This is a genomic window from Priestia sp. D3YE.R1, from assembly GCF_049199565.1.
In the GTDB taxonomy this organism is placed as follows: domain Bacteria; phylum Bacillota; class Bacilli; order Bacillales; family Bacillaceae_H; genus Priestia; species Priestia aryabhattai.
On the sequence record NZ_JBLTHW010000002.1, the window covers coordinates 934,712 to 958,785 of the forward strand.

The window sequence follows — 24,074 nt, forward strand, 5'->3', positions numbered from 1 at the left end:
GAATAAGGTTGTTTACATCATGTTTTACTATATTGAATTGAAGAATGGAAGGAGATTGTATGGCAAAGTATCTTTATAAATTAGGTGAATGGGCTTCTCGAAAACGCCGCCAAGTCTTTTTTGGGTGGATAGCTATCCTAATAGTTGCAGCAATCGGAGTCGGAAGCGTAGGTATAACATTTAATGATGATATGTCGATTCCTGGAACAAAAGCAGAAAAAGCAATGGATGTGATGAATAAGGAATTTCCCCATGGTGAGAGTGGTGGACAAATCAAGCTTATCTTTAAAGCACCTGAAGGGCAGACATTAGAATCATCTTCTACGCATCAAAAAATACAAGATACATTAGATCTTGTTCTTAACGACAAAGCCGTTGAATCTATCGCAAATCCTTACCAAGCAGGAACAATCAGTAAAAATAAAGAGATTGGTTATGCAACGATTACGTATAAGGTAAGTGCAGATAAAGTAACGGATGCTTCAAAAGATAAGATAAAAGGTATTGCAAAAATAGCTGAGAAAAATGGTGTTCAAACGGAGATAGGCGGTACAGTTGCTTTCTCACACGTCAAAATTGGCGGTACATCTGAACTAGTAGGTATCGTTATCGCTTTTGGTATTTTAGTTTTTACTTTCGCATCTTTCCTTGCAGCAGGATTACCAATTATTACGGCTATTATAGGTCTAGGTATCGGTGCTATGGGAATTCTAATCAGTTCAAATTTCTTCTCTGTCCAAGCCACAAGTTTGTCACTTGCGAGTATGATTGGTTTAGCAGTTGGAATTGACTATGCACTATTTATTATCTCAAGACATCGCCAACAGTTAGCACAGGGGCTTAGTGTAAGAGAATCCATTGCTCGTGCTACTGCGACTGCTGGTAGTGCAGTAGTATTTGCTGGATTAACTGTTATTGTCGCCCTGTGTGGATTATCTGTAGTAGGCATTCCATTCTTAACATCAATGGGATTATCGGCAGCTTTTACGGTGTTAATTGTCATGTTAGTCTCCATTACATTGGTTCCTGCCCTATTAGGAATGTTTGGTCATCGCCTCAGTCCTAAACCCAAAAAACAAGTGGATTCTAAAAAGTCTCTTGTAGTTAAGAAAAATAAGGATTCAAATAAGTGGGGACGGTTTGTTACTCGTTATCCTGTACAAATTGTCCTAGTATGTTTAATTGTCACGGGTATTATTAGTTCTCCAGTTCTTCATATGGAACTAGGTTTACCTGATAATGGAATGAAATCAAAAGAAACTATTGAAAGACGTGCGTACGATTCAATGGCAGAAGGCTTTGGAGACGGAATAAATGGACCCCTTGTCGTTGTATTAGATGGATCTAAAAGTCCAAATACACAAGTATCCTTTACAAAGGTGGCAAAAGAGCTAAGTGACTTGCCAAATGTATCTAGCGTTTCTCCTCCTACTTCAAATCAATCTGGCAAATTTGCAATGGTAACTGTTTTACCTAAAACGGGACCTAATGACTCTAAAACGAAAGATCTAGTTAATGATATTCGAGAAAAGGCAATAAATGTAAAAAAAGATGAAAAAGTAAAATTAATGGTTACAGGATCAACTGCTGTTAATATTGATATCTCTGATAAGCTTTCAGAAGCGTTACCTCAATTTGCAGCTTTAATTGTTATCTTTGCTTTACTGTTACTTTTAGTTGTCTTCCGTTCCATTCTTGTACCTATCAAAGCTGTATTAGGATTTCTAATGACTTTAATCGCTACTTTAGGATTTTCTGTTTTTGTGTTACAAGATGGGCATTTTATTAATTTCTTTGGTATTCCTGAGGCTGGTCCATTATTAAATTTCATGCCAGTTCTAACGACAGGTATTTTATTTGGTTTAGCTATGGACTATGAAGTGTTTCTCGTAAGTCGGATGCGTGAAGATTTTACACACTTGAGAGACGCAAATAAATCTATTCTTTCGAGCCTGAAACATAGTGGCCCAGTAGTAACGGCGGCTGGTCTAATTATGATTTCTGTTTTTGCTAGCTTTATTTTTGCAGAAGATTCAACGATAAAAGCGACAGGGTTATCAATGGCTTTTGGGGTGTTATTCGATGCATTCGTGGTGAGAATGACACTTGTACCTGCAGTTATGACGCTTTTAGGAAAATCTGCATGGTACCTACCTAAATGGCTGGATAAATCCCTACCGACTATAGATGTTGAAGGCGAATCAATTACGAATCATATAGAAGATAATATCGATAAAAAAGTTAGAAAATACTAATTTGTATCCTTACCTGCTGATTTTTAACGCAAACGAACCGTTTTATTATGAAAGAAAAATCCACAAAAAATTTGTTGGATTGACGTTTTAACTTTAAAACATGTGGTAGACATATAGTACAACGTCATTAATATTATTGGCTGTTGTAAAAAGGTAAATACTTATTTCATGAAGGGACTGATTAGTTTTGAAAGAATTAACAGCGACTTCGACAAATGTATTTCCTGAAATTGAAAGTAGATATTCGTATCTTACACAAGGCACTTTAGTTATGAACCGATATACGTAACGAAAGGGCCTCACAAGGGCAAATGAACAAATACTTAAAAAGTATGGGAAAAAGCTTGTATCTCTTTAGATACAAGCTTTTTCTGTTCGAGTTAACATAAGTTTGATTATAGGAAGTACACTTTTCAGTCTATTATCTTGTTGAAAACGTTCTTTAAACTACATGTATTTTAAAGAACGTTTGTAAATTGATTTTAAATTTAAACGAACGTTGAGAATGACAAATTTTTTATATAAACTCACCGTCCGTAAAATTATACTTTTACGGACAAGATATTTAAATCTATTACAAGATGTTAGAGTAATTATTATCGATAACAAAATAAAAACCCTAAATTTCCAAAAAAATATATATATTACATCGATTGTTCTCGGAATCATTGTTTACACATCATCTGTTAAGTAGCGATGGATAGAAGAAAACACTTTATCTCTTATCAGCTCTTCTTCATTTAATAAATGATGTTTTCCGTTCTCTATAAGTTCAACCTCTATATTTGGAAACTTCTTTAGTAAGAAACCAACATTATATCTCCAATCCACTGTTGTGTCCTTTTTTCCTTGGAGGATGAGAACAGGGACAGAACTGGGATTCCCTTTCTTAATCAATTCATTCCATCTGATCAATGCTTCTACCCAACTGAGAGGGACCTGATCATACTGTAACGGATCATTCTTCACAAAACGCAAAAACTTTACATCTGATGAATTGTTTCGAAGTATCCTTTTCAAATTCCTGGTGAACGCTTTTAAGGGCTTTATCAAAATGGTGATTGCATTCCAGCGATAAGGCCGAACGAGGGGCGAGACAAGCACTGCTTTTCGAATCTGAGACGTTTCAGGATTATTCAATATATAATCGACTGCAGCAGCAGCGCCCGTACTGTGAGCCACGATATAGACGGGCAGAGAGCTTGAAGACAGGTGTCTACGCACGACTTCTCGAATACTTTCTGTATAGAGAGAAAACTCCGAAATGGCTCCCCGTTCTCCTGTTGACAATCCATGTCCCGGTAAATCAAATGTCAACACATGAAACCCTTGTTGAATCAAGAAACGAATGACAGTACTTAGTACTCCAGCATGATCATAATAACCGTGAAGAAGAAGAATATGAGCTTTTACCGGTAAGGGACGAAAAGATTGGATAAACAGCCGTTCATGGATAAACGATTCAAATCCGTAACGATACATTATGTTCTCTGTTGGGAGATTGTAAAACTCACTGTAACGTTTGATGTTTTCATTCATGGGGCGTGAATCGTATGTAAAGAGAAAATGCTGATCATTTTGAATATTTTTAATAAATTGTTTCATATTCGACCTCTGTGTCTCCGTAATTTATTTATGTCATTTAATAATGAAAATGAAGAACCAAAAGAAAAATTTATGGTGCAAAGATTGGATTCGTTTAAAAAAGATATATGGATTTTTACTGAAATCTAGTCCTATGCAGCTAGTTAATAGATGAGCTTCGCTTGATTAACAATATATCGATTAATAATAATAGGTTGTACTCATATGTTGTAAATAGAAGATGGTCATATCACTTCTATGTAATTAAGTCATCGGTGTTTATTTTTTGATTATTAAAAGCTTTATGCAGTAAAAACTGCACAAAGCTTTTAATAATCAACGGTAACTCAATTGCTATACAAAACATACTATTGTAAATGCAGTTTTTATTGCTTGGATAAACCGTTTTTCATCTGGTTTCTACTGGTCATTGTTTGCATAGTTGGTGCCCCTGTTTTATTTCCATTTCCTCTTATTATCCAAATCACTAAAGTCCCAATTCCTATGCTTAAAAGTGACAGTAGCATGCTTTTGTTATTATTTTTCTTCGCGGATGGGCCATTAACATTAAATAAAGAAGTTAGCTGCTGTACATTATTCATTATGCAAATCCCTCTTTGATAAGTGTTTGAAAGAAAGCTCTCTTCCAACATCTTTATTTTTTGCCGAGGCTACATATATATACTGGAAAAATGATGCTCTCGTTACTTAGGTTTTCAAATTATTTCCTGTAATTATTTAAAAACCAATGTAAACCTTAATACATATATGACTAGTAGAAGGAGTGAAAAAAGAATGAAGGCAGAAAAATATGTACTGGGACTCTTATCAGCTATTTTATCAGTAGGATTTCTTTTTGGTTGTAATGATAAAAAAGATGAAGCTGAGCCTGATCCAACTGAAGAACCGTCTGAACAAAAAGCTCAAAATACCCGTGACAACAATGATCTACGAGACGTGGGATTTCAACCCGACGGTGTTCAAAATAATAATGTAGATAATAATAATCAGACACGATTAGAGGTAGCTGATAAAGCTGCGGATCGTATTGCTGAATTAAATGAAGTAGATACTGCGAATGTGATTGTTACAAACCGAAATGCATACGTGGCTGTTGTTTTAAAGAATGAAGCAAACGGAGAGGTAACCGACCGTTTAAAAAAGAAGATTTCAGATCAAGTAAAAGCTACAGATAAGGATATTCGAAATGTGTATGTGTCATCCGATCCTGATTTTGTGAATCGTATGGAAGGGTACGGAAATCGAATTAATGAAGGTTCGACAAGAAATGGCCTATTTGAAGATTTTACTGAAACCGTTAAAAGAGTATTCCCTAACAATCGTTAAATAAAAATGATGAGATATAAAAAAGCAATTTTTTATGTTTTAAAAAGAGAAACCTCCTTATAGATTAAGGAGGTTTCATATATGCTTCTCTCTCTATTATACGAAATGACTTAATAGTTATTTTGGTCCTTTTTTGCTATCATAGGAGCATTGATCATTCAATGAATTCTTCATTAGGAGAGAAGAGTCTGTCTATCTAAAATTGAAGGAGAAAATCGAGATGGATTATAAAATATTCAGGATAATCAATCAGCTGGCTGGTCGCTATTCTATATTAGATATGCTGATGATATTGATTTCAAATAAGGTACGTTATCTATTCGTTTTTGTATTAATGTTGATGTGGTTTCGAGGCGGTTCACAAAGAAAAGTGACCGTATATGCCGTCATATCTTCGACTTTTACGTTATTGATTAACATGTTAATTCAATGTTTTTATTTTAAGCCCCGTCCATTTATAAAGCGTCGTGTCGGCATCCTTATTCCTTCAAAGGTGAACTCCGCATTCTTAAGTAAACATACGTTGCTTACAGCTGCTGCATCCACTTCTATTTTTATACGTGAACGTATTTTTGGGTCAGTTATGTGGATATTGTCCTTGTTAACAGGATTCTCAAGGATTTGGGTAGGGCATCATTATCCCTCTGATATTATCCGAAGCCTCTTTATTGGTAGCTTGACAAGTATTATCGTTGAGAAAGCTTTTGGTTCTCTAAAAGTAATGAACCGAAAATCAAAAAAGTATTATGACCAAATACGTAAATGAAGCATTTTCATTAGCTAATAATGTCTCAATTCTGTACTTGCTTTAATAATTAGTTAAAGCAGTTGCTATAGCGAAGGTTTCTACTAATAACGCCAAGATAAAGAACTTAAGGACAAAATTCCCTAAGCGCCTCATTTTCAGTTATAAAATTTGTATTTAGGCTGATGAGCTAAATAATCTTACCGATCTCCTGTAGTTTATTATCGAGTTTTATACATATGAGATTTTAAAATTATTCATTGCTTAAGTCTCTTTCTGTTTTATAACTGGATTTATTTAAGACAAATCCTGTAATTAGCTCATTAAATTGAACCCACTTTTTTGTAGGCAGTTGATGACCCTGTTGTGGTAAAACAAAGAATTCAGCATGCTTACATTTATTTTTATACTCTTTCATATAGTGGGTAGTCCAATCCTTTTTCCCACCATATATAAACAACAAAGGCATAGTTAAATGATGAAGTTTGTCTAAACAGTTATAGTGTAATGAATGATTATAATACTGATACCATGATTCTTGATCTGCTTTTTTCATATAACTAACTAGACTTTTTCTTAGTGTCTTGTCTCGAGTATGACTTATAGAAAGGCTTTTTATTAATATATTTAGGTGTTCTTTTACCATATACATTCCTATTTTATGTAATAGTTGTCCAGGTATATCTCTTACTATAGGGTAAGTTCCTGAGAAAACTAATAATTCGATTCTATCGGGATGATAAATAGCCAGCTCTTGAACAATTAGACAGCCAGCAGAATAACCACATATAATAGCCTTGTCTAAATGCAGCGCATCCATAAAACGCAATACTTCGTTTGCATAGAAGGAAATTGATACAGTTTGTTCAGGTCTAGGACTTCGTCCATGACCACTTAAATCTGGAAAGATGACTCTCATATGCTTGGATAAATCGTATTGATAATGGAAGACTTTATTTCCCATGCCAGGTGGATGAATAAAGATGACTGGCATACCCTGTCCACGCTCTTCATAATACAAGTATTTATTAGTGTCTATTTCAATAAAAGGCATGATTATTTCTCACTCCAAAATCAATTAATAATTACTTTTTAGTTAAGGTTAATCTAGTTTATGAAAACCAAGATCTTTTTTCATCTTACATTTAACTCAATATAATTAACTATTTGTACTGTATTGTTTAAAATCAAAGATCCTTTTTATTATTTATTATGAGGTTATTATAGTAAGACTATACAGACTAAAAAGGGGAAGATTTTAGAATTGTTAATAGGATTTCTGATAATGCTGATTATGTGAACTAAACATGTATACTATACACAGTTTAAAAAGCAGAAAAACTCCCATCGGTTGGAAGAGAGTTTTTCTGCTTTTTAGGAGTTTGCTATAGTATTATGATTTATCCATCTTGAGTAGTTTGCTTAAAAGATAAACTTTTATTCATTTACATAAAAAGAAAAAATATTCATGACAGGTAGCTAAAGCTTATACATATAGTAAGAGATAAATTGATTAAAAAGGTGATTATTATGTTTCGAAAAATACCGGTTGTTCTTGTCGGAAGCTTATTATTAAGTATAGGAATTAATGGATTTTTAGTTCCTCATTATTTGTTAGATGGAGGAACAATTGGAATTGCTCTCATCCTTCACTATTATTTTGAATTTCCTACAGGTGTGATGATTATTATTTTGGGTTTTCCATTATGTTGGTTTGCTTGGATTTATGAAAGAACTTATTTTTATGGGTTAATTATTTCTTCTTTATTAATTGATTGGCTAGAGCCTATTAAAGACCAGTTTCAACTTTCTGTTTTTCCTAGTGTAATCTTTGGAGGAATATGTATTGGGACGGGAGTTGGTCTTATGCTTCGATACGAGACAAGTACTGGAGGAACAGATTTACTAGCACAACTACTATCAAAAGCTTTTTCCTTAAACATAGGGATGGTTATTTTAATTATAGATGGTTTTATCATAACAGCAGCTCTTCCTTTATTAGGACCTAAAACGTTTCTTTTTTCATGTTCGACAATTTTTATAGGTGGAATGACGACTTCGTTAATTACAAAAAAAGAATAATTTGGATTATAAAATCAGTATCTTCTATCCTCCGTTTTTTGCCCCTCCCTTTCTACACCCTTCAATCGCTTTACAAGTTCATGTTAACTATTTTGACTTATAAACCTAAAATCCTTTTAAAAATGGCCTTCTTTTAGAGTGATCTAAAATACAAAAACCTTTTCGTGAAAATTAAGGAATGCTGCTATGACATTTGTTTGATTATAAATTGAATACCATATCTCTTTCTAAATCATACTATATAAGTACATTTGTATTTATATGAAAATCAGGAGGGTCTATTAATGAGCAATGCTAATACACCGGCAATTGGATTCATTTACAACGGTGAATTTTACGAGATACTTATAAATAAGAAGTCCACAACATTTAAGGAAAACATTAGCCCCCAGGAAGCTCGATTACCTACGAAGTTAAACTTTCCTGGTGAAGACGAAAAAAAATTAGTTTTTGTTTCCTATAATTCCACCGGAAATGGTCAGACACCAACAATACTTGAGAAATCTAATCAATTACCAGAAAACGCTATAAAGATGCTATTAGAATACAGTATTGGTTCATCTAGATCTTTCTTATAAAGGAAGCTTAATGTGGAATCTGTTTTCAAAAAATATAGCAGGATTCTCCATAAGGCCTATTTTTATAGGGACTAACATATATATATAATGCAGACTTTTTATGCATTCACCTTCCACTGGGGTATCGAGAAAACGTAGTCATATCAAGGATGTATAAAAAGCTGCATACTCCGGAAAAAGAACCCTCGGCGGAACCGTTCTGCGACAAGGGTTCTTTTTTGTGGTGTGTTCCGGAAAGAGACATTATGTTAACTAAAGATGTATGGAGTATACACCTTGAAAATAGAAAAAAACCTATCTCTTCCCAATCCAAAGAGGTAGGTTTTTCTGCTCTATTGCAAGGGTATTGGCTGATGCCTCACGGCGTCTTGAGTAGTTTGCTTAACATAGTCAGTAACTATACATAATAAAAAAGAAAGTCTACTGGGGATCTCAGTAGACTTTCTTTTAGTTCATTTATAAAACCCCGAAGTTAATTTTACTTCTTGTTATAAGAATATGTACGTTTGTTCTCTTTATAACCTGTACCAATATATAAAACCAGTTGAAAAAGTGGTTTTTTCACTGGCTTTATACGAGGTGTATTTATTTAATGCATCATAGCATCGTAGATAGTTTAAGCAAATTCATTTTGTATTATAAATACTGGTTCTTAACTACTGCTGATTTTCATATACTATAGAACTCGGAAAAGCTAATCTTCTTTTGGGACTAAATCTTCAAAAGTAGAGGGAAAACACCCTGACTATTTAAAATATAGTCAGGGTGTTTTCGTTTTGGTAATCCTTATGAAAAAAAGAAAAAACTACCGGCTCATCAGGGACCAGTAGTTTTTTCTGTGACATAATTAGAAGTTAGTTTTGATGCTTTTGCACATCATGAGTAGTTTGCTCAAGTTATCAATAACGTATGTATCGAAAAGAAAAACCCACCTGATTTGTCAGAGGTAGGTTTCCTTTAGAAATTCTGCATTTAATTAGTTTACTCAAAATGTTATTAATTATCCGTCTGTGTAAGATTCGAGTATAAATTACTTTTAATAGGGGTTCCGAAAATCTGGATTATGTTAAGTATGAGTATGAAGATAAGTTATACAAATTAAAAGTTGTCCAGTTCAAGCCTGTTTAACCAGTTATGCACTAATTCGTTAAATACATCAGTTTGTTCAATTTGTAGGTTGTGACCAGCCATATCGAGCACTGCAAAAGTTGCCCTTGGGTAATCTTCGATTAGTTGCCACGCATCCTGATATCCCACTACATTATCCTGACGTCCTGTTATAATGAGTGTGGGATGCTCAAGTTTAAATGAAATATCAAAGGTAAAACCATATCCATTTTGACGAATGCTGTTTACAAATTCATGGTTTGTTTGTTTAGAAGGAAGTAAAATTTCATTTTGAAACCTCTCCCATTCAGTTTGACCTTGGACTACTCCCATGGAACAAAATTCATCAGCCTCCTCTTGGGACAAACGCAATATCAGGTCGTTGTCTTTCTTTAGAACAGTCTGTTGGGGTACTACCCTTTCATCATATTCAGGTATAATCAATGGTGCCATTAGTAGTAATCCACGAACTTTGTCCTGACGCGAACGAACTATACCTCTGGCAATGTATCCACCATATGAATTGCCACAAACAATAAACTGTTGGTCAGGTATAATTTCGTCCAAAAGACATAATATCGCTTCTAACATATTATCAGAGTTCTGAATAGACAATTGAGGCTCGGAATTGCCCATCCCTGGTAAGTCTATGTATATTCTCTTCCAATGGCTTCGTTTCTCGAATAACGGTTCCATTGCATTTAACATCACTTGATGGTCAAGTGTCCACCCATGCAACATAACGATGGGATATCCATCTCCAATTACTTTATAGTAAATCGACAAATTTTTTTCCCCTTTCTGTGTATGCCAAATGTATCTGCATGAACATTTGATTTTTCATACATATATTGTATATCTTAACAATTTTTTTGAAAATGGATTTATTTTAATTATTGTATAACCATTAGTTTATTGGTTTATCTATGAATCTGTATTAATATCTAAAAAAGAGAAAAAGAGCACCGATAAGTGATTAGGTGCTCTTTTTTGTCCCTAGAAATCCGTATTATGTTAACTACCTTTGTATATTATATACAGCGTAAAAAGAGAAAAACTCCTGCTGTTGGCCAGGAGTTTTTTCAATAACGTATCAACGTATTAAAAGTGATACGTAACGTATCTTGAATAGTTGGCTCTAAATAGATAGCTTTATTCTTTTTTCTTAGCTAATTGTTCCTTGTCTTTTGTTCCAGGTGGTTGTTCAAGCCATTGATGACGGATCATGATATCAGCACCATCTTTAGCATATTGAGAAATTTCAAACGATAATCTTTCATAATTCAAAAAAAGGTCACTTCTTTGACTTGCTGCAGCTGCTGTTGCATAGTTTCCTGTTCCTGCTGCAGTTAAAAAGCTCATATGAAACATGGTAAGCTTATCTGAAAATGTTGGTATTGTTGAATCACTAATAGCAATATCTGATGATATAGGTGATTGTATATCATTATCAAGAAGAACTTTGGTGAAAATCTGAATATGTTTTTCTGCGATTTTACTACCTCTTATCATCCAATCTTGAACGTCCTTTCGAGGGGATGTTTGAGCAAATGCCAGTGAAAGCTTCGCACCTATGAGGTTTGTTTGAATGTTCATAAATAGATGAGAAATTTCCATCGAATTTAATGGTCGTTGTTTGCTGAAAAAAGAGAAACCACTTAAATATTGTTTACTATCTACATAATCGGTTGTTGTTGGATAGGCTACATAGGGAGATCGAATGAATACTCCTTTTGAAAGTGCAACAATTGAACTTTGATTGAACAAAGTTGATACCTCTTGAAGTCCTGTTAGAAAGTACGTTCGGATATCTTCTCGAGCACTCATTGAAATAAACCCACTGTAAGCTAACATACCTGCCTTCGCCATATGATTAATATATGTGAGCATAAAAGAATCTGTAAAAAGACGTGGTGCATTCAGATTGACATCATGTCCCATAGTAAAAGCTGTTGGAATGGGTAATTTCTCTTGTTTAAAAATATTTGTTAGTTTTTCTAAATGTTTAAACGAAATGTCATATGCAAATTGAATAACTGGACGAATATCCTCATCTTCTATTTGTTTTAGGAAATAACTTAATATACATTTGGACATACTATCATTCATGTAACCCGTCCAAATAGAAGCTATTTCGGATGAGGTAAGTTGTGTGTGATGCTTAGTCATACATGGTTTCCTCCAAAAGAATAATTTTAGACATAAATATATTCTTTACGGAAACCAATATATTATGAGTCAGGGGATTCCCCCTGACTTTTTCATTGTTGATTAGCTAGTTATGTTCGCAAAGATGGATTTTTTCTTTTAAAATCTTAAAGTTTCTTGGCGCTTTATATTTCCGATAAGGAACATTATGGTAAATAAAAATGTATATAAATTCAGAAGGAAAGATAAATACTGCTTTTCCAATAAGAGAAAGAGGAAGAAACCAGTAATGAAATATAATGTTCAAATCTATGAAGATAATCAAGGGATGCTTATGATAAACGTGCCTGATGAAATTTTTTTAGTTATAGATTTATTATTAAGCAATGTACAGAAAGATAGATCGAAATTATGGTTAGATTTAATTGATAAAGTACTTTCAAAGCAATCTTCTTATGAAGAATTAACTGGAAATGCCTGTACTATGGAAATTAAATATGATGTAACAAAGATTGTGAATGAATATGCGGAAGAAAATCAAAACGCGTATTGTCTAATTGAAACAGCTGAGTTAAAACAGATTCTGCTTATGTGGGATGATGCTGTTAGAAATAAATACGCAAAATAGAAATTAACTTAAAAGTATGATGGAGTCTTTATAAAAGATAAAGAAAAAATAAATTTCTTATAAAGGCTTCTTTTGAGTTACCGTCATGCTAGATTTCAGAATATAAATAAGTATACTTTTACGGACGTCCTTTTTACTTTTTATAGAGCAAAAAGGTGATTTATGGATGATGAAGTTATGCTCTTTCATAATAGAAAAAGTTCCAAATTATTATTAATTAATCAGTTTTCTATTTTTAGTTTACTCTAATCAAACTTATGTTTAAATTATCAGAAAATTATGCTATTTATATGATAGGAAATCACTATAAGTATTTACTTGTTTTTCGAAATATAGTCAGTTATACTGATTATATATTTAACTGATTAATATAAGGAGGGAAGAACTTAGGTGAATAAATGGAATCAATCTTATGGTTTTTTACTTGGAAAGGCTCTTCAACAAATGGAACAAAAATTTGCTGAAGGACTGGCCCCTTTTAATATCAATTCAAGACAATATGGTGTTCTTTTATTTATTGAGGAAAACCCATACTCTTCTCAAAAAGACATATCCGACAACCTACAAATTGATCGAACGACTATGGTCAGTCATATTGATCATTTAGAAACGTTAAAATTTGTGGAGAGAACCAAGAACCCTAATGATCGAAGATCTTATAGTCTTTTAATTACGGAAAAAGGCAAGGAAGTACTGAATTCACGTTGGGAATTCCTGACCGATGTGGAATCAGAAGTTTTAACACCTTTAAACCAACAAGAAAGACAATTACTGAAAGATTTTTTGATTAGAATTTGGAAGTCATTATAGAAAATTGGAGGTTATACCAAATGAACGCACTCGATTATTTTAATGCACGTCTTCAAGCGACTATAAGCCCCATGGATTACATAAGAGCAAAGAAAATGAATCCAGAACAATACTTTTTAATTGATGTTAGGAATGGTCCTGCTCATGTAAGAAGTATAACGATTAAGAATGCCCATGTTATACCCGAACAAGAATTAGCCAATCGTTTAGATGAGATACCTAAGGACAAAAAGATTATTCTTTATTGTTGGGATGTTTGGTGCAATACAGCTGCTAAAGTTGCCAAATCTTTATTGGAACAAGGGTATGATGTAAAAGAGTTAACGGGGGGAATTGCCGCATGGCAGGAAATGAACTTTCCAGTTTCAACAGCCACTTCAGATAATCCTCTATCCAATCATTGTGGGTGTTGATTTACGTGAAAAAGAATATAAGGTATTGGATTGGAGTGGCTTCTCGCGACCATGTAATGAAGGGCGTTCAAGGTGGTTTTGCTCAACTTTGTCATGGTAAGGAAGCTCCTTTAAGAAAGATGAGGACGGGCGATTGGATCATTTATTATTCTCCAAAGGTACAGCTTAATGAAGGCACTCCGTATCAAAAATTTACGGCTTTAGGACGTGTTGTTGATGATCATATCTTTCAATTTAATATGGGAAACGATTTTATACCCTTCCGAAGAAAGATAGATTTTATAGAGTGTACAGAAACATATATTCATTCTTTAATTCCACAGCTCTCTTTCATTAAAAATAAGAAGTATTGGGGTTATTCGTTTCGATTTGGTCATTTGGAAATAAGTGAAGATGATTTTAAAGTGATTAAGAAAGAAATGACAGAGGTGGAAGGAGATTAGACGATCCTAATCTTCTTTTAACTTTTGGGAAATACATTCATAAAACGCCATTTGATGAGTGTTTTGATCATTTCATATTATTTGATGACAAGTCCATGGTGTGGTAAGAAATTATAAAATTACTATACATAATAACTCTAGTATGACGTGATATTCTTAAATAGAAGAGAGCAAGTTCGTTATTATTAACTGAACTTGCTTTTTTACTTCCTGTAATAACCATTATGTTAACTAAAGATGTATGGAGTATACACCTTGAAAATAGAAAAAAACCTATCCCTTTCCAATCCAAAGAGGTAGGTTTTTTCTGCTCTATTATAAGGATATTGGCTGATGCCTAACGGCGTCTTGAGTAGTTTGCTTAAAATATGAAATTTTACTCATTACTGTACTCTTATAGCATGAAATTTTTAGATACAGTCTGTAAGCTTTAGGTCATTACAGAATAGGATTTCGTGATGGGGGGACTTTATTTAATAAAGAAAGGAGGGAATAGAATGAAAAAGAAATGTTCTGTTTTATTATGTACGTTAGCTTTAACTATGATGACTTTCGGCTTACCTGTTAATGCTGAAAATAATAACGTAGATAGAGCAAATTATAATGATGACTTAAATTATAATAATGACGTAAACACTCGAAATGTCACTACAGCAACTGATACAGATGATAACAATGATTCGCCTTGGGAATTGCTTGGATTATTAGGACTAGTTGGTCTTTTTGGTCTTAAAAGAAGAGATGATCGTGAAGAAAAAGTTCGTTAATATCTATTTTGTATGAGTAGAGATAAATAGCTGTGATGAGAGCCACAATTTATAATCTCTCCAACAATTCCAAAAAAACTACCTATAGGGTAGTTTTTTTGGGTTTAATGACAAGGGTATAGTGAACGATGCTCTTTTAAACATCTTGGTTAGTTTACTTGAAATATGGAATTATATTCTTTGATGAATTAATTTTTTGATAGAAGTAGAAGAATAATAAAACAAAATTTGGAGACGTTAAACATGTGCATAGCAAGAAAGGTGGCACACTATCATGAATTTTGTAAGGAGGATAACAATGGGTATTTTAAGTGGAAATCCTACAGATGAACCGATGCATTATGGTGAGGTATTTGGAACATGGTCGTATGTTTCTACCTCAAAAGGGTTAGTATCTGGCTATCAAACATTTCTAAATCATGTAGGAGACAAGGATCTACATAAATTGGTACAAGAGACAATCGAACAGTGCCAGCAAGAAATAAAAAGCATTGAAACATTATTAAAAGAAAATGGAGTAGGTTTACCGCCAACCCCACCTGAACGACCTGAAGCTTGTTTAGATGATATTCCAGTGGGTGCACGTGTTCAAGATCCAGAAGTAGCTGCAGCAATTTCAATGAATATAGCTGCTGATCTAGTTACGTGTAGTCAATTGATTGGACAATCTATTCGGGAAGATATTGCAGCCATGTTTGCACAAATTCATATGCAAAAAGTAGCTTTTGGTGGAAAGTTCTTAAGACTTAATAAAGAAAAAGGTTGGTTAATTCCACCTCCTCTTCATAAGTCTAAAAAAACTGATTGTTGATGATTAGCTTTCTATAGAATAGAACAAGGTGTCTCTTAGTAAATAGGGATACCTTTTTTATTTCCGATAATCCGTTTTATGTTAACTAGATATCAATATTATACACATGCTAAACACTAATAAAATTAAACTTTGTTTTATTAGTGTTTTTAATTTTATTTAAAAATACTTTAACTTTATTTAAGTATATGATATATTTTAAATAAAGGAAGAGGTGGTTATATATGGATAAAAAGGACGTTCCTTCATGGATACTGTCGTTAAAAAGTGATGATTTAGAGTTTATAAGAAAGTTTGTATTAAATTCAGGTTCTTTAAAACAGCTTGCAAAAGACTACGAAGTATCCTATCCGACTGTTCGTATACGTTTAGATCGCTTAATACAAAAGATTGAAATAAATGAGGAACATGACAAAGAAGAACTAATTAACCTTGTTAAGAAGCTTGCTATTGAAGAAAGAATTAGTTTAGAAGATGCCAAGTTAATCATTGAAAAATATAAAGAAGAAAAGGAGATATAGTAATGCCTCATTTTTTAATTTTTGCACTTATATTTGCTTTTCAATACTTTTTATCTACCAGAGCTAGTGTATATTGGGGAGCTATTATCCCAGGAGCTTATCTAGCATACTGTGGGTGGATATTTACAACTCACCAAGTCAACCATCCAATAAAAGTTGTTTTATTAATGTTATTAGGTTTAGCCATGTTCCTTTTAGAATGGGAAAAAGGAAGGGAATCGTTTAAAAAGAAGCAACAAAATGAATTAAACAAAATGAAAACCCAAGATATATAAAAGGTTTTGTGTTCTTCAAAAGTGAACATATATGTTCACTTTTGAAGAACATCATGTTTATTAGAATGAACATCATGTGTTTTTCTAGATCTTGCACCATCTATGCAGCCTTTGCGTAGCAATTTTGCAATATCCTATAAGAAAAAATATGAAGATCTTTATTAAAAGCTCTCAAATAAGAGAGTTTTTTATTTTTTGCATAAAAAACACAACTTTTTTCGAAAAACTCTCGTCTAAGTAACGAATATTGGTTAAAAGAATGGAGATTTATCATGCAAATTATTAATGTTAGAGAACATGTAGAGTATCAAGATAAAGCAATACAATACATTCAAAACAAATGGGCAAACGAAAATACTTTAAAACTTTATGAAGACTGTATTACACATAGCTTAAAAACAAATAACAGCCTTCCAATTTGGTATCTGTTAGAGAATAGAGGCGAAATTATCGGCTGTGCAGGACTTATTAGTAACGATTTCATTAGTCGTATGGATTTATGGCCATGGGTATGTGCTCTTTATATTGAAGAAGACTATCGAGGTATGTCTTTAGGAGAAAAGTTCCTTTTAAGAATTAAAGAAGATACTAAAGATGCCGGATTTGATAAACTTTATCTATGTACCAACCATATTGGATATTACGAAAAGTATGATTTCTTATATATAGGAGATGGTTATCATCCTTGGGGGAGCATCTCAAGAATATATGAAGCTAGTTTAACCAAACAATGATGTTCTTTGATAATATTGATAAGCAGTATTAAAGTAAGGAGACATACGCATGGATAAGCGAGTAATTATTGAGGAATATACATCCAACTGGGCCTTGTCTTTTCAGGAAGAGGAAAAGCTTTTGAAAGATATTATGAGTAATAAGGCCATATCAATTGAACATATTGGAAGTACATCTGTTAAGGGATTGGGTGCTAAACCAATATTAGACATTATGGTTGGAGTTTGTAACTTAGGAGAAGTAGTTGGCTTGATTGAACCACTAAATAATATTGGATATGAACATATATTTCATGAGGAGTTTCCAAATAGAAGGTTCTTTAGAAAAGGATTATGGCGAGCAGGAACACATCATTTACACATATATAAATACGAAAGCGAAGAATGGAATAATAATATTTTATTTCGAAATTATCTAAGAAAACATTTACATATACGCAATCAATATAATCAGTTGAAGATTGAGTTAGCTCAAAAATATAGTTTTGATCGAGTTGGATATACAGAAGCTAAAGCACCATTTATAACAGCAGTTATTCAGAAAGCTAAAGGCGAAATCAATGTTTGAAAGTCAGCCAACTAAACAAGATTTGATAAACAAATTAGAGAAAGTTCTTAAAGGAAATATGTCTCGAGAACAATTTAACCAATGGTCTTATAAATGGGTTCAAAACCTAGAGAGTAGAAATACCCTCTCTTTTGATGAAGAACAACTACATGAATATCTTATTTTTTTGTTGAGCATTGATTTAGAAATTGAACCAAATGTATATTTTCATGAAGATATAGAGCTAAAAGAATGGATTAAAAAGATAACATCAGGTATCCCCTTAACTTAATATAGGTATTTCAATGATTGGCGATAATCCGTTTTACGTTAACTAAAATTCTATATCCTCGATCTCATAATCAATATATATACATATAAACTAATATGGTAAAATTATTCATATTTTGTTATCAGAAACTTACGTTTTGTTGGAGGTTACTAATGAGTTACAGCGTTCCAGTGTTTTGTATATTAGTGCTTATGTGTATTATTGCAAGTCAATCTTACTTACCAAAATGGTTAAAGTGGTTGGTTGGTGTCTACTATTCTTTAGGAATATTACTTTTTAGTTATCTTCAAACTCGTTTAGCCGATAAATGGTATGTACATACTCCAGTCCCAGACGAATATTGGGATGCAAATTCAAGATTAACAGATATATTTGCTGCTTTGTTCTTTATACCCGTGTGCATACTTTCTTTAATACTATACTATAACTGGTTCAAAAAACTAAAAAAGCCCCTACATCGTGTGTATTTGGGAATTAGTGTGATCCCTGTTTTACTTATAGGTTTTATCTGTTTCTTTATGTTTGAATTCTTATATGGGTATAGACCTTAAAATTAAATTACATTCTACAATTTCAGAACTAATTGTACAAAAAAGAATCCTTTGCAAATATGCAAAGGATTTTCAAATTTATTGGAATAGGGGGAATACGTTATTAGTCTGGCCAGATTTGTAGATTCATATACATATACCTTTTAAAAAATGTTGTCATTCACTATATTTATAGAAAATAACCTTGTCTACGTTTTGTTATCCGTTAAGTAAATATTAAATTACTTCATTTATTATTAAAGTTTTACTATTTACTCAAAGTGACGACAAATTGTGGGTTTTTCTACAAGGTGTGTAAAAGGTGTAACTATTTTTAATAAAGTACTATAAAGATTACTTAAAGGAATAAAAGAAATTGATAAATTTACTTAAATAAAAAAACCTTAGTTCTGCTAAGGTTTTTTGCTTGTAGTTATATTTTTTAAAATTAATTCCCCATAAAAATAGTAGACGATATAAAAACGAAAATTACTGCTGCAACTATGATAAACGGCATCACATATTTAAGCACATTTAATTGTTCCTGTTTCTTTTCTTCTTCATTGAATAAAGATCATTCTTTTTTCATCTGCTTTCCATTGAAAACCCATGTTCCTAGATAGCCCATAACAGGTATTAAAGCAAACGCAGCACCAATTACTAAAACTAAAATTAAAAAGTTTCGTACAACATCGGTCATACCATTTAGAAAGACACTTCCGATCATTAACTCATCTCCTTTAAAGATCAACCCTCATTATTAGGTTCTCCAAACCACTTTATCATTGCATCTCTGCTGATGATCCACTCTTTCCGTTCTCTATCTGGATGGAGAAAAAATTTAATCAATCCTTCTTCAATCATTTGATTTAACTCTTCTTCTTTTTCTTTATTTAGCTTTGAAGGGCTAAACTTATTTTTTAAGCTATCTCGTCTAATTCCCCACACACAAGCTGCTTCAATAGGTGTCATATATTTTTCTATTTCTTTCACTTTTTAAATTTTACTTAGTTGTAAGATCTTGATGTTTATATAAAGAGGCTAGTTTTAGTATTAAAGCTCGAGTTACAATTCCAAGAATGATGTAATATATGAATGAATATCTGTATCTCCACTCTAAATAATTAACAAATTTGACCCACTCGCAAAAGGGTTCACCTATACATGCATATGTTAGCGCCATAATGACCTGGGCTAAAATAAAAGATTTCCATGTTCTAAAATATTGATATAACAACATGTAAGCTACAGGTACTATTGAAAAATCAAAAGGAAAGGCCCGAGGAATAATAGGTAGGAATGCAATGGGGTACTCCCAAAAACTATACTGCACACCAACTACATCTAATAAGGTTGTTGTCAAGATAATTACGGTACCAAATAACAAAATTTCTAAGATAATGTCTCGTTTAACAAGTTTAGCCCATATAACCCAAGGCACAACTAAAAAAACGACTAGTATCCACCATTCCCAAGTTAAAAACTCATTTTTTAGCCAACCATTTAATTCTAAATGATACAGCTTATCTTCTAATAAACGTATTTCCCTAAGATTTTCAAATATATTATCTATTGATATCACCCCTATATTTGAATTAAAAGCTAACAGATATTTTTGAATTCAAACTCTTTGAGCTGCCTTTTTAGTATTACCGTTTTTTAGTAATAAATTTCCATCGTAAATAAGAAAAAAACCCATGTTAAAAATTCTTCTAACACGGGTTTTCGACTTTTTTAAATGAATCAGAAATTTTGTCTAACAATTGGGGTGCAGTTCAATAACAGAATGCTGCTCAGATATTAATTGTTTTTCATCTTATAGCCTTTGAATTTACAACCGTATACGCTTGTAAGATCAACGAAGCTTTTATAAGAATACGTAATGGCAACCGGTGTGCCTACTTGGACTTTATCATAAAACTTTTTGATGTCTGCATTATGCATTCTCACGCACCCTTGACTTACATATTTTCCAATGCTACTTTCATTGTTATTGCCGTGGATGCCATATGTATCACCATACGTACCGTTTGCATTTAATCCTAACCAACGTTTTCCTAATAGGTTACGAGGATCGCCCCCAGGAATATGTCCCGTATAGTAAGGGCGGTTTTTAATTTTGTTTACTACTTTAAAAAAGCCAACAGATGTTTTATCCCACGTTTTTCCCGTTGCTACTGGATCAACGATTTCAATATAACCATTGTGAAAATACGCAAGCTTGTTGTAGTACTTGTTAATGATGATTAAATCTTGATTCGCTGGTTTACTTGCTGCTTCTGTTTTCTCCTGATTTACTTCCACATAATGCAACCATTAATAAGGTAAGAACGGTCATTGATTTCATAAAAATGTTCTTCATAAAAACTCTCCTCTTTTTTATATTTTTATAAGAAACAAAAAAGCACCTTTCAATTAGAAAGATGCTTTCTCGTCACCATCATTTATAAATAAAAACCTAGTTAATCGATTATTTTTTAAGTGAGGCTTTTCTTCTATTATGATTTTTAGTTATTTAAGCTTGAAAATAGTCCGTTTAGTTCTAACGATTGTAGGAGAAAATGTGTTAAAATATTCCGAAAAAAGGAGTGGTGAACCATGGGAAAAGTAGTAAAAGCGATTCAAGACGAATATCCGGATGATTTTGCATGGTGTTACGGCTGCGGCCGATTAAATCAAGAAGGCTATCATTTTCGGACAGGATGGCTAGGAGAAAAAACCATTACCCTTTATACACCTAAGCCTGAACATACAGCTATACCAGGGTTTGTTTATGGAGGACTTCTTGCATCACTGATTGATTGCCATGGAACAGGCTCTGCTTCTCTTGCTCTATACCGTAAAAATGGCTACGAAATAGGAGATTCAGCAGAGCCGCCGCGGTTTGTTACCGGTTCTCTCCACGTAGATTTTAAAAAACCAACGCCGCAGGGTGAAGTACTAAAAGCAATAGGAACGGTTGAAGAAATTCACCCGAAGAAATGGAGAGTTAAAACAGAAGTATACGCAAGCGACATCATTGTTGCGACCGGAGAAGTTGTAGCAGTTGTTATGCCAAGTACGTTTAAACGAAAAGAAGACTAAAAAATGCAAAACAGTTACATAAAAAGGGAGGAAAAGGTATGGGTAAATGTAATTTAGACCACTCGGTAGAAGATGTACAGCAGAAGTTTAACTCGCAGTCACAATGGCTGCCAGAAGATATTCGCTCGTTATTTCATGAGTTTCTCGTACGAAATCCTTCGCAAACAACATTAAACGAGATGTTTCATTTGCTGAAGAAATATGATTTAGTTGATGAACAAGAAAGAAAAGAGCGAGATCGAAAAATCAAATGGCTAATATTAAATAAAGAAGATACGATGGCTTAATTTTTTTATCAATGAGTGACATTACTAGGTTTTAATAATGAATTTTTAATATTTTAAAAGAGGTTAAAATATAACGAAATGAATTCAATCTAAAGACGAACAACTAATATACATGAGCTGAACAGTTTGTGACGCCGCAGTTGATTTCCCTGCAAGACTTCGCTTTCCGCGGGCGACCGCTGAGTCTCCTCCTCGTATACGCTCCTGCGGGGTCTCACCTGTTCCGCTTTTCCCGCAGGAGTCTTCGTCTTGCTCTACAATCAACAACTAGAAGCAACTACATACAGTAAATCTACGTTTACGACCACAATGAAAAATTCGAACGAGTTGGATTCTCTATCAAGAATCTCACTTCATCGTTCGGGTCCTTCTTCAAATAAAATACTTTTATCCCAGCCTCTTTTTAACGAGATTAAAAGTAATCACCACCACTTAAACCCGTCGTCTTCTAACAAATGATTTGAAGCTGCTGGTCCCATCGTACCCGCAGGATAAAAATGGAGAGGAAAGCGTTCATCATTAAAAACTTCTAAGATAGGTTGCACCCATTTCCAAGATAATTCAACTTCTTCCCAGTGAGCAAAAAATGTGGAGTTTCCCTGTAAAGCATCAAATAACAGCAGTTCATAAGCTTCGGGTACTTCTCTTTGATTTGTTGAGAAATTGATAAAAATGGGTTCGATTTTATTGTCATTCAAAGGGTTTTTGCTGTTTAATTGCAGCGAAATACCTTCATTTGGGCTGATTTCGACAACTAAAAGGTTAGGAACGGCTTCTTTGTCTGTATAAACATCCTTTAAAGGATGTTTAAATTCAATGATGATACGCGTGCATTTTTTACTCATTCTTTTTCCTGTGCGAAGGTAGAAAGGCACTCCTTTCCAAAGCTCATGATCAATCCATACCCGGACTGCTATAAATGTGTCATTAACGGAAGAAGCATTGATGCCGGGCTCTTCTTTATATCCTATAACTGAATGATCTTGGATTTTCCCCGCTTCGTATTGACCTCTTATGACATTCGAATGGATAAACTCTTTTTGCAGAGGACGAAGGCTTTTCATAATTTTTATCTTTTCCTGTCGGATTTTTGCGATATTAAGCGTCTTTGGCAGCTGCATAGCAGTCATCATAAGCATTTGAAGCATATGGTTTTGGAGCATATCCCTAGTCGCACCGGCCTGATCATAGTAATGCGCCCTTTCTTCTACACCAACTGTTTCACTAGCTGTAATTTGAACGTTTGCAACGTAGTGATGATTCCATAATGCTTGTAAAATAGGGTTTGCAGATGCTAAAGCTTCCAAGTTTTGAATCATTGGTTTTCCAAGATAATGGTCGATACGATAAATCTCTTCCTCTTTGAACGTTTGAGTAAGCTTTTGATTTAACACTTGAGCAGATTGTAAATCGTGTCCGAAAGGCTTTTCGATAATAAGACGTTTCCAGCCTTTTGTAGATCCTAATCCGCCGCTATTTATATTTGAAGCAATAACGTCTACAAATTCAGGAGCCACTGATAAATAGAAAAGACGATTTTCAGGAATATTTAATTCTGCTTCGCCTTCTTGAATAGCGTGCAGCAACTGGTCATATCCATCACTATTGGTAACATCCATTTTATGATAGCGAACTGTCTTAAGAAATTCTTTTATCTTGGATTCACCTTGCCTAAAGCGCCTTGAAAAAGTCTTTACTGATTCTTCTACATATATTTGAAAGGCATCATCAGACCAGTTGCTTCTACCTGTACCAACAATAGAAAAGGAAGAAGGCAGCTTTTTATCCAAAAATAAATTATATAAGGCGGGAAAAATTTTTCTTTTAGCTAAATCTCCTGTTGATCCAAATAAGATAAAGGTCATGGAATCCACTTCTAACGCTTGTGGTGAATGAGACTTGAGACAATTATCACGTGAACGAGCTACACTGCCCAATTGATTTCCTCCTTTATTTTAACAGTCTATTGCATTGAATATAGCCTTTTACCATCTTTACAGATTAAAGTATAGCAGGTACAATCTTCCTTTATAAGTAGACACTTTATTTTCATATAGTGTCTAAAACTATACTATTACGCATAAAA

30 protein-coding genes are annotated in these 24,074 nt (G+C 33.4%); 19 read left to right on the top strand and 11 right to left on the bottom strand.

Annotated elements, in window-relative coordinates; all coding sequences use genetic code 11:
- Positions 1-59 precede the first annotated feature (59 nt).
- Positions 60-2,255, top strand: a complete 2,196-nt coding sequence (locus tag ACOZIR_RS16955) for an MMPL family transporter (protein ID WP_328120016.1) — start codon at positions 60-62, stop codon at positions 2,253-2,255.
- A gap of 672 nt (positions 2,256-2,927) precedes the next feature.
- Here ACOZIR_RS16955 and ACOZIR_RS16960 read toward each other — a convergent pair.
- Entirely contained in the window at positions 2,928-3,860 is a 933-nt protein-coding gene (locus ACOZIR_RS16960; protein WP_045291485.1) for an alpha/beta hydrolase, read from the bottom strand.
- Between the two features lie 365 nt (positions 3,861-4,225).
- Positions 4,226-4,441, bottom strand: coding sequence for a hypothetical protein (locus ACOZIR_RS16965; protein WP_310879145.1), 216 nt, complete (start codon positions 4,439-4,441; stop codon positions 4,226-4,228).
- A 193-nt stretch (positions 4,442-4,634) separates the two neighbouring features.
- On the opposite strand from ACOZIR_RS16965, the gene ACOZIR_RS16970 reads away from it, so the two are divergent.
- Positions 4,635-5,186, top strand: coding sequence for a YhcN/YlaJ family sporulation lipoprotein (locus tag ACOZIR_RS16970; protein ID WP_052942379.1), 552 nt, complete (start codon positions 4,635-4,637; stop codon positions 5,184-5,186).
- 220 nt (positions 5,187-5,406) lie between these two features.
- The gene (locus ACOZIR_RS16975) at positions 5,407-5,952 is read left to right on the top strand and encodes an undecaprenyl-diphosphatase (RefSeq protein WP_045291483.1); all 546 of its coding nucleotides are present in this window, start codon (positions 5,407-5,409) and stop codon (positions 5,950-5,952) included.
- A 232-nt stretch (positions 5,953-6,184) separates the two neighbouring features.
- On the opposite strand, the gene ACOZIR_RS16980 is transcribed toward ACOZIR_RS16975, so the two are convergent.
- Complete coding sequence (locus ACOZIR_RS16980) at positions 6,185-6,985, bottom strand: alpha/beta fold hydrolase (RefSeq protein ID WP_045291482.1); 801 nt, start codon at positions 6,983-6,985, stop codon at positions 6,185-6,187.
- A 455-nt stretch (positions 6,986-7,440) separates the two neighbouring features.
- Here ACOZIR_RS16980 and ACOZIR_RS16985 point away from each other — a divergent pair, with 455 nt between their 5' ends.
- Both ACOZIR_RS16985 and ACOZIR_RS16990 read left to right on the top strand, forming a co-directional pair.
- Positions 7,441-8,013, top strand: a complete 573-nt coding sequence (locus ACOZIR_RS16985) for a YitT family protein (protein ID WP_080890152.1) — start codon at positions 7,441-7,443, stop codon at positions 8,011-8,013.
- 284 nt (positions 8,014-8,297) lie between these two features.
- Positions 8,298-8,591, top strand: a complete 294-nt coding sequence (locus tag ACOZIR_RS16990; RefSeq protein ID WP_052942378.1) for a hypothetical protein — start codon at positions 8,298-8,300, stop codon at positions 8,589-8,591.
- 1,098 nt (positions 8,592-9,689) lie between these two features.
- Here the strand turns inward: ACOZIR_RS16990 and ACOZIR_RS16995 are convergent.
- Together ACOZIR_RS16995 and ACOZIR_RS17000 are read right to left on the bottom strand one after the other, a co-directional pair.
- Positions 9,690-10,484 carry an alpha/beta fold hydrolase gene (locus tag ACOZIR_RS16995; RefSeq protein WP_045291479.1) on the bottom strand — a complete coding sequence of 265 codons (795 nt, stop codon included), beginning with the start codon at positions 10,482-10,484 and terminating at the stop codon, positions 9,690-9,692.
- Positions 10,485-10,850: 366 nt separating this feature from the next.
- Positions 10,851-11,867, bottom strand: a complete 1,017-nt coding sequence (locus ACOZIR_RS17000; RefSeq protein WP_045291478.1) for a DUF3231 family protein — start codon at positions 11,865-11,867, stop codon at positions 10,851-10,853.
- 268 nt (positions 11,868-12,135) lie between these two features.
- On the opposite strand from ACOZIR_RS17000, the gene ACOZIR_RS17005 reads away from it, so the two are divergent.
- The 12 genes from ACOZIR_RS17005 (at position 12,136) to ACOZIR_RS17060 (ending at position 18,638) form a co-directional block, all read left to right on the top strand.
- The gene (locus tag ACOZIR_RS17005; protein ID WP_045291477.1) at positions 12,136-12,474 is read left to right on the top strand and encodes a hypothetical protein; all 339 of its coding nucleotides are present in this window, start codon (positions 12,136-12,138) and stop codon (positions 12,472-12,474) included.
- A gap of 390 nt (positions 12,475-12,864) precedes the next feature.
- A complete protein-coding gene (locus ACOZIR_RS17010; protein WP_045291476.1) occupies positions 12,865-13,284 on the top strand; it encodes a MarR family winged helix-turn-helix transcriptional regulator in 420 nt (139 codons plus the stop codon).
- A gap of 20 nt (positions 13,285-13,304) precedes the next feature.
- A complete protein-coding gene (locus ACOZIR_RS17015) occupies positions 13,305-13,697 on the top strand; it encodes a rhodanese-like domain-containing protein (protein WP_045291474.1) in 393 nt (130 codons plus the stop codon).
- 5 nt (positions 13,698-13,702) lie between these two features.
- Complete coding sequence (locus tag ACOZIR_RS17020) at positions 13,703-14,140, top strand: EVE domain-containing protein (RefSeq protein ID WP_045291472.1); 438 nt, start codon at positions 13,703-13,705, stop codon at positions 14,138-14,140.
- 497 nt (positions 14,141-14,637) lie between these two features.
- The gene (locus tag ACOZIR_RS17025; protein ID WP_045291470.1) at positions 14,638-14,907 is read left to right on the top strand and encodes a WGxxGxxG family protein; all 270 of its coding nucleotides are present in this window, start codon (positions 14,638-14,640) and stop codon (positions 14,905-14,907) included.
- A gap of 298 nt (positions 14,908-15,205) precedes the next feature.
- On the top strand, positions 15,206-15,718 hold the full coding sequence (locus ACOZIR_RS17030) for a DUF3231 family protein (protein ID WP_421535715.1): 513 nt from the start codon (positions 15,206-15,208) through the stop codon (positions 15,716-15,718).
- Positions 15,719-15,942: 224 nt separating this feature from the next.
- Positions 15,943-16,239, top strand: coding sequence for a DUF2089 family protein (locus ACOZIR_RS17035; RefSeq protein WP_045291467.1), 297 nt, complete (start codon positions 15,943-15,945; stop codon positions 16,237-16,239).
- A 2-nt stretch (positions 16,240-16,241) separates the two neighbouring features.
- On the top strand, positions 16,242-16,514 hold the full coding sequence (locus ACOZIR_RS17040) for a hypothetical protein (RefSeq protein WP_045291466.1): 273 nt from the start codon (positions 16,242-16,244) through the stop codon (positions 16,512-16,514).
- Between the two features lie 272 nt (positions 16,515-16,786).
- Entirely contained in the window at positions 16,787-17,248 is a 462-nt protein-coding gene (locus ACOZIR_RS17045; RefSeq protein ID WP_045291464.1) for a GNAT family N-acetyltransferase, read from the top strand.
- Positions 17,249-17,297: 49 nt separating this feature from the next.
- Entirely contained in the window at positions 17,298-17,816 is a 519-nt protein-coding gene (locus tag ACOZIR_RS17050) for a GrpB family protein (protein ID WP_415383407.1), read from the top strand.
- Positions 17,809-18,087, top strand: coding sequence for a hypothetical protein (locus ACOZIR_RS17055; protein WP_045291460.1), 279 nt, complete (start codon positions 17,809-17,811; stop codon positions 18,085-18,087). The genes ACOZIR_RS17050 and ACOZIR_RS17055 overlap by 8 nt, the downstream gene beginning before the upstream one ends.
- A gap of 152 nt (positions 18,088-18,239) precedes the next feature.
- Complete coding sequence (locus tag ACOZIR_RS17060; protein ID WP_045291459.1) at positions 18,240-18,638, top strand: hypothetical protein; 399 nt, start codon at positions 18,240-18,242, stop codon at positions 18,636-18,638.
- Between the two features lie 553 nt (positions 18,639-19,191).
- On the opposite strand, the gene ACOZIR_RS17065 is transcribed toward ACOZIR_RS17060, so the two are convergent.
- The 4 genes from ACOZIR_RS17065 to ACOZIR_RS17080 form a co-directional block, all read right to left on the bottom strand.
- A complete protein-coding gene (locus ACOZIR_RS17065; protein WP_160297353.1) occupies positions 19,192-19,344 on the bottom strand; it encodes a hypothetical protein in 153 nt (50 codons plus the stop codon).
- 20 nt (positions 19,345-19,364) lie between these two features.
- Positions 19,365-19,610, bottom strand: a complete 246-nt coding sequence (locus tag ACOZIR_RS17070) for a hypothetical protein (RefSeq protein WP_045291457.1) — start codon at positions 19,608-19,610, stop codon at positions 19,365-19,367.
- Between the two features lie 10 nt (positions 19,611-19,620).
- Complete coding sequence (locus tag ACOZIR_RS17075; RefSeq protein ID WP_045291455.1) at positions 19,621-20,199, bottom strand: CBO0543 family protein; 579 nt, start codon at positions 20,197-20,199, stop codon at positions 19,621-19,623.
- Between the two features lie 218 nt (positions 20,200-20,417).
- Positions 20,418-20,921: a L,D-transpeptidase gene (locus tag ACOZIR_RS17080; RefSeq protein ID WP_421535716.1), complete on the bottom strand. Its 504-nt coding sequence runs from the start codon at positions 20,919-20,921 to the stop codon at positions 20,418-20,420.
- A gap of 294 nt (positions 20,922-21,215) precedes the next feature.
- Between ACOZIR_RS17080 and ACOZIR_RS17085 the strand changes: the two genes are divergently transcribed.
- Positions 21,216-21,701: a PaaI family thioesterase gene (locus tag ACOZIR_RS17085; RefSeq protein ID WP_016763560.1), complete on the top strand. Its 486-nt coding sequence runs from the start codon at positions 21,216-21,218 to the stop codon at positions 21,699-21,701.
- Between the two features lie 38 nt (positions 21,702-21,739).
- Positions 21,740-21,988 carry a hypothetical protein gene (locus tag ACOZIR_RS17090; RefSeq protein ID WP_421535717.1) on the top strand — a complete coding sequence of 83 codons (249 nt, stop codon included), beginning with the start codon at positions 21,740-21,742 and terminating at the stop codon, positions 21,986-21,988.
- An 84-nt stretch (positions 21,989-22,072) separates the two neighbouring features.
- Here the strand turns inward: ACOZIR_RS17090 and ACOZIR_RS17095 are convergent, their stop codons facing one another.
- Entirely contained in the window at positions 22,073-22,252 is a 180-nt protein-coding gene (locus tag ACOZIR_RS17095) for a hypothetical protein (RefSeq protein WP_080890154.1), read from the bottom strand.
- 158 nt (positions 22,253-22,410) lie between these two features.
- On the bottom strand, positions 22,411-23,925 hold the full coding sequence (gene zwf, locus ACOZIR_RS17100) for a glucose-6-phosphate dehydrogenase (protein ID WP_421535718.1): 1,515 nt from the start codon (positions 23,923-23,925) through the stop codon (positions 22,411-22,413).
- Positions 23,926-24,074 lie beyond the last annotated feature (149 nt).